This window comes from Serratia sp. CY44782 (genome assembly GCF_052168715.1).
Classification (GTDB): domain Bacteria; phylum Pseudomonadota; class Gammaproteobacteria; order Enterobacterales; family Enterobacteriaceae; genus Serratia; species Serratia nevei.
On record NZ_JBJNME010000035.1, the window covers coordinates 1 to 953 of the forward strand.

The following is a 953-nucleotide window of genomic DNA, read 5'->3' on the forward strand; positions in this document are numbered from 1 at the left end:
AACAAAATCGTCATCGACTACGAACACCAGACCCTGCGGACTGAAAGCAACGGTCAACCGGCACCCGCTGCCGGTTGGTGGAAAGGCAGCGATACCGTCTGGACGGATGCGGGCATGTTTGCCCAGAACGTCGAATGGACAGAAGCCGCCCGCAAAATGATTGCCAGCGGTGAATACCGCTATATCAGCCCCGTATTTGCCTACGACAAGAAAACCGGTGCGGTGCTGCAGGTGTTGAATGCAGCGCTCACCAATAACCCCGCCCTGGACGGCATGAATCAAGTTGTCCTGGCGGCCGCCTCTCGTCTCATCGTGCAGGCATCAACTCAACCCTCCCCGGAGAAGACCATGAACGAAGAGCTGTTAAAGCTGCTGCGCAAGCTGCTTGGCCTTGCCGATGATGCAACCGAGGCCGATATCCTGGCCGCGCTGCAGCAGGCGGCCGGCGATATGCCGAAAGAAAATGAAGGTGATGCGGCTGCCGCGAGCCTCAGTAAGTTGCTGGAAATGTTTACCGCCCTGACAGCGTCGGTGAAAGGCAAGGACGACAAAATCGCCGCGCTGACGGTCGCCGCCACCGCCAACAAAGGCACCACTGTTGATCCGACCAAGTATGTGCCGATTGCGGTTGTCACCGACCTGACGACCCAGTTAGCCGCGCTGACCGCGCGCGTTGATGGCGGCGATCTGGACGGTTTGATCACCGAGGCGCTGTCCTCCGGGAAGCTGCTGCCGACGATGGAAGAATGGGCGCGCGAGATGGGCAAGAAAGACATTGCGGCTCTGCGCAGCTACATCAAGGCAGCTGCGCCGATCGCGGCGCTGACCACTCAGCAATCCGGTGGTAAACCGCCTGCCGGCGAAACTCACGGGTTAACCGCAACTGAGCTTGAAGTTGCTGCGTTGACTGGCCTCACCCCGGCTGAATACGCCGCCGCCAAGAAGGAAATGCA

General features: G+C 59.6%; 1 protein-coding gene. It reads left to right on the top strand.

Annotated elements, in window-relative coordinates:
- The coding region (locus tag ACJ8HT_RS24110) for a phage protease (RefSeq protein ID WP_442520148.1) at window positions 1–953 on the top strand (953 nt) is incomplete at both ends.